The organism is Haladaptatus ordinarius, from assembly GCF_054177595.1.
The window spans coordinates 35,892-43,283 of the sequence record NZ_JBPEHH010000038.1 but is presented as its reverse complement, the minus strand read 5'-3'; the positions used below and the strand labels follow the sequence as shown (position 1 = coordinate 43,283).

General features: G+C 58.5%; 5 protein-coding genes, 1 tRNA gene and 1 rRNA gene. 3 read left to right on the top strand and 4 right to left on the bottom strand.

From position 1 onward, the window contains the following. Positions 1 to 182: 182 nt before the first annotated feature. The 3 genes from ACR3FF_RS14890 to ACR3FF_RS14880 form a co-directional block, all read right to left on the bottom strand. A tRNA-Ala gene (locus ACR3FF_RS14890) sits at positions 183 to 254 on the bottom strand. Positions 255 to 377: 123 nt separating this feature from the next. Next, positions 378 to 1,849: ribosomal RNA gene (locus ACR3FF_RS14885) — 16S ribosomal RNA — on the bottom strand. A gap of 946 nt (positions 1,850 to 2,795) precedes the next feature. Beyond that, positions 2,796 to 3,104, bottom strand: a complete 309-nt coding sequence (locus ACR3FF_RS14880) for a non-histone chromosomal MC1 family protein (RefSeq protein WP_458188875.1) — start codon at positions 3,102 to 3,104, stop codon at positions 2,796 to 2,798. A gap of 263 nt (positions 3,105 to 3,367) precedes the next feature. On the opposite strand from ACR3FF_RS14880, the gene ACR3FF_RS14875 reads away from it, so the two are divergent. Both ACR3FF_RS14875 and ACR3FF_RS14870 read left to right on the top strand, forming a co-directional pair. Beyond that, the gene (locus tag ACR3FF_RS14875; RefSeq protein ID WP_007982308.1) at positions 3,368 to 3,565 is read left to right on the top strand and encodes a hypothetical protein; all 198 of its coding nucleotides are present in this window, start codon (positions 3,368 to 3,370) and stop codon (positions 3,563 to 3,565) included. 46 nt (positions 3,566 to 3,611) lie between these two features. Then, positions 3,612 to 4,670, top strand: coding sequence for a quinone-dependent dihydroorotate dehydrogenase (locus ACR3FF_RS14870; protein WP_458188873.1), 1,059 nt, complete (start codon positions 3,612 to 3,614; stop codon positions 4,668 to 4,670). Here ACR3FF_RS14870 and ACR3FF_RS14865 read toward each other — a convergent pair. Next, positions 4,648 to 5,139: a GNAT family N-acetyltransferase gene (locus ACR3FF_RS14865; RefSeq protein ID WP_458188872.1), complete on the bottom strand. Its 492-nt coding sequence runs from the start codon at positions 5,137 to 5,139 to the stop codon at positions 4,648 to 4,650. The genes ACR3FF_RS14870 and ACR3FF_RS14865 overlap by 23 nt on opposite strands. A gap of 454 nt (positions 5,140 to 5,593) precedes the next feature. On the opposite strand from ACR3FF_RS14865, the gene ACR3FF_RS14860 reads away from it, so the two are divergent. After that, positions 5,594 to 7,366: a SulP family inorganic anion transporter gene (locus ACR3FF_RS14860; RefSeq protein ID WP_458188871.1), complete on the top strand. Its 1,773-nt coding sequence runs from the start codon at positions 5,594 to 5,596 to the stop codon at positions 7,364 to 7,366. The last annotated feature ends 26 nt before the right edge of the window (positions 7,367 to 7,392 follow it).

The window sequence follows — 7,392 nt, the reverse complement described above, 5'->3', positions numbered from 1 at the left end:
AGTCCAGTGGACGCCTGGATTGCACGTACATACGGTCGTCATCGCACGTCCCGGTGGTCGCCAAGAGCGTGCGTCGAACCCTTCCCAACCACGCTTTCGCGGGTTGGTGCATCGGTTACATCGGGAATAGTTCGTTTCGCCCTCTTGTACTTAAGAGGAACGATTCGAACTACCCCGAGGGATGGACCCACTGGGATTCGAACCCAGGGCATCCTCCTTGCAAAGGAGGCACTCTACCACTGAGCTATGGGCCCACCTCGCCTCGCGGCGAGGGGTCATGTTAACCCTGGCAGTTCAAAGGTGCCTGGCCAGATACGTGGCCGAGGTGTCGAAGACAGCAAAGGTGGGTCAGGCGCGTCGGCCTGATCCCGATCGTTAGGAGGTGATCCAGCCGCAGATTCCCCTACGGCTACCTTGTTACGACTTAAGCCCCCTTGCGAAGCCCAGATTCGACCACCGCATGGTGGCCTCATCCGGACCTCACTCGGGTGCTTTGACGGGCGGTGTGTGCAAGGAGCAGGGACGTATTCACCGCGCTCTTCTGAAGCGCGATTACTACCGAATCCAGCTTCATGAGGGCGAGTTTCAGCCCTCAATCCGAACTACGACCGAGTTTAGGAGATTAGCGCCTCCTTTCGGAGTGGCTTCCCACTGTCTCGGCCATTGTAGCCCGCGTGTAGCCCAGCTCATTCGGGGCATACTGACCTACCGTTGCCCGTTCCTTCCTCCGCTTTAGCAGCGGCAGTCCTCCTAATGTACCCAGCCACCACAAGGGTGCTGCTGGCAATTAGGAGTGCGGGTCTCGCTCGTTGCCTGACTTAACAGGACGCCTCACGGTACGAGCTGACGGCGGCCATGCACCTCCTCTCAGTAGCTCTAGTAAGCTCATCAAACTGACCGTCACTGCTACTGTCGGAGCTGGTGAGATGTCCGGCGTTGAGTCCAATTAAACCGCAGGCTCCTCCGGTTGTAGTGCTCCCCCGCCAATTCCTTTAAGTTTCATCCTTGCGGACGTACTTCCCAGGCGGCTCGCTTCTCGGCTTCCCTACGGCACAGCACAGGCTCGTAGCCTGTGCCACACCTAGCGAGCATCGTTTACAGCTAGGACTACCCGGGTATCTAATCCGGTTCGTGACCCTAGCTTTCGTCCCTCACCGTCGGGTCCGTCCTCTCGAGGCGCTTTCGCCACCGGTGGTCCGTCCAGGATTACAGGATTTCACTCCTACCCCAGACGTACCCCTCGAGCCTTCCGGCCCCAAGCCGACTGGTTTCCGCCGGACGCCTGCTCGTTGAGCGAGCAGATTTCCCGACGGACCTGTTCGGCCGGCTACGGACGCTTTAGGCCCAATAAAAGCGGCCATCACTTGAGCTGCCGGTATTACCGCGGCGGCTGGCACCGGTCTTGCCCAGCTCTTATTCGTGTACCACCTTACGATACACAAAAGCGAGGACTATATGCCCTCGCACTCGGAGTTCCCTTATCGCACTGTCGTGCAGTGTAAAGTTTTCGCGCCTGCTGCGCCCCGTAGGGCCTGGATTCTTGTCTCAGAATCCATCTCCGGGCTCTTGCTCTCACAACCCGTACCGATTATCGGCACGGTGGGCCGTTACCCCACCGTCTACCTAATCGGCCGCAGCCACATCCTATAGCGCCGGAACGTTTCCAGCTCCTTGCATTCCAGCATAGGAGCCTTATCCAGTATTAGCCTCAGTTTCCCGAGGTTATGCTGGTCTATAGGGTAGTTTGACCACGTGTTACTGAGCTATCCGCCACGAGTCTGAACTCGTGCGACTAGCATGGCTAAATCGAACTCCGATAGCAATGGCCTCCGGCAGGATCAACCGGAATGGTTGCCGAGCATACTGCTCGGTGGGTCTGGCGGAGACATGCTAACGCATGTACTCTGTACATTGGTCGCATTGCTTGGTCCGTCAGTTCGACGACCCCGAGCCAAGTAACTGGCCAGGTGTCACCGAACTGCCAGGGCTAACATCAGATCCCATCGTGTACGGAAGACCGCAGGGGTGAGATCCTCATTTCCTTCGGACTTACTGTTAGGCGAGGACGGGTATTAAACCCATCGAAGCACCGGCGAGAAGCCAGCGTGCCGAACCAGTGCGGTCCGAGATTGCGGAACGATTTGAACGCCCCGCGAATCACATCGTCTCTTTCTTCGCGTTCTTATCCGAACGCCCTCGTTTACTTAAGGGCGTCGGATTCCGCTCGCCCCCGGCGGATGACCACCGGAGGCGTCTTCGTACCCAATCCGAGTGGCCTTCGATACATAAAGGCACCGAATTAGGTGCGATTCGACCGTCCCAAACCGAGGGACGTAATCCACATCCAATTCGAGTGACCCCATATACTTAAGACCATTGAATCGGGTTTTCTTCCGCTCGAACCGGCACATCCTGATATTTAAGGACGTCGTATTCGAGCGACCACCGAGCGGGAAAACCGCCCGGCGGCGTTCACATTCCTACGGATGGTGGAGATACATTTAAGCCCGTCGAATGGGAAGCGCTTCGAGACAGAGTACCTAGCATCCATCCGGGCCTCGAGATACGGGGGTCGATGTCTGTCCGAGAAATGTAGCGCGAGTGGAGGCCGAACCGTCATCCAGTGCGTCGTGCACTTGGTCTGGTCGGATGTGCCCCGCGCAGTCGTATCCTCGATTAGAGCAAATAAAAGCCTTTCACGATTTGCTATTGGTGCGTCCTCGCGTACGCGCGGAGATTTTATTAGTATCTGGCCACCCCCCGATAAAATACGGAGTTAGTCGAGTACGTACAGTTCACTCGTCCAGGTGCTCGATGCCCTGCTTGGAGACGTTTGCCTCAGTTATTTCAGACGGCATCCAGTCGGGTTTGTCGTCAGGTGCCTCCTCGTGCCACGCCCACCCTTCGTAGATGTGGACTTTGTCGGTTCCCTTCTCTCGAAGACGGAGTTCGGTTCGTTCTGCTTCGTCCTCGGAACTCCCCGGGTTGAGTCGTCGAGCTGCCTTGAGTGCAGCCTGTCGGGGTGTGTTGCCTGAGAAGACGCTCGATTCCTCACCATCTGCTTCGCGAAGTGCGAAGTTTCGTTTACCATCGTCACGTACCATGGTTTTCTCCTCCATGCCAACCCAGCACAGGGGTCATTATAAATATATCGCCGATATGAGCGTTTTGCAGCGATAGATATTTATATCGGAATTCTGCCGTCGGGCGATTTCGTTCGAATGAACGCGGACACAGGCCGAGTAAGGTAAGTGGTTCCGGTCCGTAGCAACGTCTGAAAGAAGTCGAAGGAAACAGTCGAACCAGCATAATATAGTAGAAAACACTTAAGTACATGCTACGGAGAAGGACTGCATAAGATACCGCGATGGTACGGAAAAAGAAGCTCAGCCCGAGTGGCGCGAAAGATGAAGATGGTGAATACCACAACGTCCACGTCAATCTGCACGAAGACGAACTGGCCGTCGCAGGCATGGAAATCGGCGACGAGGTCTTCGTCCGAGTTCGGGAAGACAAGATAATCATCCAGAAGGCCGACAAAGACGAGGTCGAACACGAGTTCTAACGCGCCGCGGGCAGACCGCGGGCAAATCTTTCTCTCTGATAGAACGATGAACGCATACGACGTTCTCAGACCTCTGTTGTTTCAGTTTCCCGCAGAGACTGCTCACGAAACCGTCCACACGATGTTAAGAGGTGTCCAGGGAACACCGATAGAGCGACTGCTCGAAGTGCACTATCGGGTCGAAGACCCTCGACTTGCCGTCGAGGCGTTCGGCCAGACGTTCCCGAACCCGGTCGGCGTCGCGGCAGGGTTGGACAAGAACGCACAGGTCCCCTCCGCGCTCGCCAGCCTCGGCTTCGGTCACGTCGAAATCGGCGGCGTAACCGCCGAGGCCCAGGCTGGCAATCCACGTCCGCGAATGTTCCGTCTCCGCGAGGACGAGGGCATCATCAACCGCATGGGGTTCAACAACCACGGAGCAGATAGAATCGGGGCGCGCATGACACGACAGTCACTCCCGGACGTTCCGGTCGGCGCGAACATCGGGAAGTCGAAGACGACCCCGCTCGAAAGCGCCGAGGAAGATTACCTGTACACCTACGAGCGCGTGGACGCACACGCGGACTACTTCGTCGTCAACGTCTCCAGTCCGAACACGCCGGGACTACGCGAACTCCAGAACCGCGAGAACCTGGAGCGAATTCTGACGACGCTACAGGACGCAGGTGCGGGCCCGCTGCTCGTGAAACTCTCCCCCGACCTCCCCGAACCGGCCATCGCCGACGCACTCGACCTCGTGACGGAACTCGGCCTCGACGGCGTCATCGCCACGAACACGACGACCGAACGCCCGGACACCCTCCGTAGTCGCTACCGCGACGAAGAGGGTGGACTATCGGGACGGCCGATCCAATCACGCGCGACGGAGATGATTCGATTCGTCGCGGAACGTGTCGACGTTCCAGTCGTCGGCGTCGGTGGTATCTTCACCGCAGAGGACGCCTACCGGAAGATTCGCGCTGGCGCGCACGTCACCCAGCTCTACACCGGCCTCGTCTATCGTGGGCCATCCATCGCGCGCGACATCAACGAAGGATTGCTGGAACTGCTAGAGCGCGATGGCTTCGATGCCATCGAGGACGCTATCGGCGCAGACCTCGACTGAACGAACCTCTTTTCGCTGGACGGGCCATCGCCAGGAATTCGTACTCCCCACCGTTCGTCTCCTGCAGGAAGGTTCCGACGCGCTCGAAGCCGACCGCCTCGTAGACGGAGATGGCTCGGTCGTTGAATGTCGCCACAGCCAGGGCGAACTCGTCGGGGTCGTACTCCTTTCGCGCGAACGCCAGACCGACCTCGACGAACGACACCCCGTATCCTCGTCCCGTGAGGTCGGGATGCATCCCGAGTCCGATTTCGAGCGTTCCATCGTCTAGCTCGAACGAGAAGAAGCCGACGCGCCCCTCGTCCGAGTCGAACACGGCGTGGCGGTCGTCCCACTCGTCGGGGTTCGTGAACCACGCGAGGTCGTCGGGGTTGCTCACCATGTCGTAGAAGTCGAAGGGCGAGTCGTAGTGCCACGAGACGATGGCGTCCGCGTCCTCGGCCGTGAAGGGGCGAAACTCGTAGTTCATACGCCGATAGTGGGGAAGAAGGGTGTCAGCCCTTTCTATCGCCGCCCAACGACAGTCTGTTCTTTCTCCTGCCATCCAAGACAACCACTCCGGCGCGCGGGAGCGATGCGAACGGCGAAGCCGTGAGCAGAGCAATTCGTGCGAGGGACGGATATCGCAGTGAAGCAGGTCTTGGTGAAACCCTCAACCGGTGATGATTTTCTGGAGTCGTGATGAATACAAAGCGCGAGTGAAGCAGGCCCACGATTTCGAAACGGAGCGAGTAGGATTGCTCAGAGCAGGTGAAAGTCTCTTAGAGGACGACTGAACACGCCGCTCAACAGTTCTCACCGCTATTGTATCAGTACCTTATGTTTTGCCACCATCATCTATTTATAAAGAATTGCCGTACGAGAGTGCGAGCTGGGTGGGGCAGTGCTGTGGGCACCGCGCGAGAGAAAAACAAGTGCTAACCATGGACAACAAGTCACACGACACGACGGCTGACTCGGAATCGGAAACGAAACGCCTCCAAAAACGAATCAGCCAACGATTCTCGTCGATACTCCCGGTATTAGAGTGGCTTCCGCAGTACGACACGTCGTGGCTCCGTCTGGATGTCGTCGCGGGAATCACCGTTGCGGCGGCGGTCATTCCCGAAGGATTAGCGTACGCGTCGCTGGCGAACTTGCCACCGGAGACCGGTTTGTATGCCGGGTTGATGGCCGTCATCGCCTACCTCTTTCTCGGCACCTCTCGGCAAGTCATCGTGGGACCGACCTCGGCACTGGCGATCCTGCTCGCGAGTAGCGTCGGGTATGCAGCCACTGGGAGTACCGTCTCGTACGCATCGCTCGTCATCGTGACGACGCTCCTCGTGGGCGTCATCGCAGTTGTTGCGTGGGCGCTCCGATTGGGTTTTCTCGTCCACTTCATCTCGGGGTCGGTGCTCACGGGGTTTTCCGCCGGAGCGGCGTTGTATATTATGTCAACCCAACTCAACAAACTATTCGGCATCGAGAGCAGCACGGTGGGCGGTTTCTTCGGACAAACCTTCTTCGGGCGGATATGGTACATCGTGACCCATCTCGGTATGACGAACCCCGAGACGCTAGCCATCGGCGTCGCGGGCATCGTGTTGCTCGTCCTCGGTGACCGGTTCGTACCGCGTTTCCCGAACGCACTTGTCGTCGTCGTCCTCGCGATCGTGGCCATGTCGGTGACGAATCTGCAGGCCAGCGGCGTCGGCATCGTCGGACCGATTCCGAGCGGCCTGCCCTCACTGACGGTTCCGACGATACCCGATATCTCGACGCTGGGAACCCTCGTCCCCATCGCCGCCGCGTTGTTTCTCCTCTCGTACGTCGAGGGCATCGGCGCAGTCGAGATGTTTGCCCGACGCCACGACTATGATACTGATGCGAATCAGGAACTGCTGGCTGATGGCGGCGCTAACCTCGCTGCTGGCCTCGGGGGCGGATTCGCCGTCGGCGGAAGTATGTCGCGGTCGGCACTCAACGACTCCGTCGGCGGCAAGACGCAACTCACGAACGCCGTCGTCGCTATAGTTCTTGTCGTCGTCCTCCTCTTTCTCACTGACGTGTTTACGAATCTCCCGGAAGCGATCCTCGCATCGATCGTCATCGTTGCCGTCAAGGGTCTCATCGACATACCGGCGATCCAGCAACTGTACCGGGTGAGTAAGAGCGAGTTCGCCATCGCTATGGCGTCCTTGCTCGGGGTTCTCACAGTCGGGATGCTCTGGGGTATCTACATCGGTGTCGTCCTTTCGTTGTTAGTCGCAATCTCTCGGGTCAGCCATCCAGCAACACACGAGCTCGGTCAGATAGACGGGACGGATCAATTCATCGCTCTCGACGTGTACCCGGCGGCGACGACCAGCACGGACGTGTTCGTCTATCGCGTCGAAGCCGAACTGTTCTACGCGAACGCGGATACGGTTCGAACCGACCTCCTCGACCGGCTCGCGAAACGCGACTCCAATGTCGAACTGGTCGTCTTCGACCTCACCTCGTCCCCGACGGTCGACTTCGAGGCCGCACAGATGCTGGAGAAACTTCAACAGAACCTCGAATCGCGTGGCATCGACCTCCGTTTTGCGGGGGCGGAGGCCGACGTCGTACAAATGTTCGAAACGGCGGGACTCGCGGCGAACGTCGGCGGTGTGAAAGCCGAGGAATCGGTCGCCGACGTCATCGACCGGTGGAGAGCGGAGCCAACGGCCTGACCGGGCTCCCAGATGCCACGCCCTTG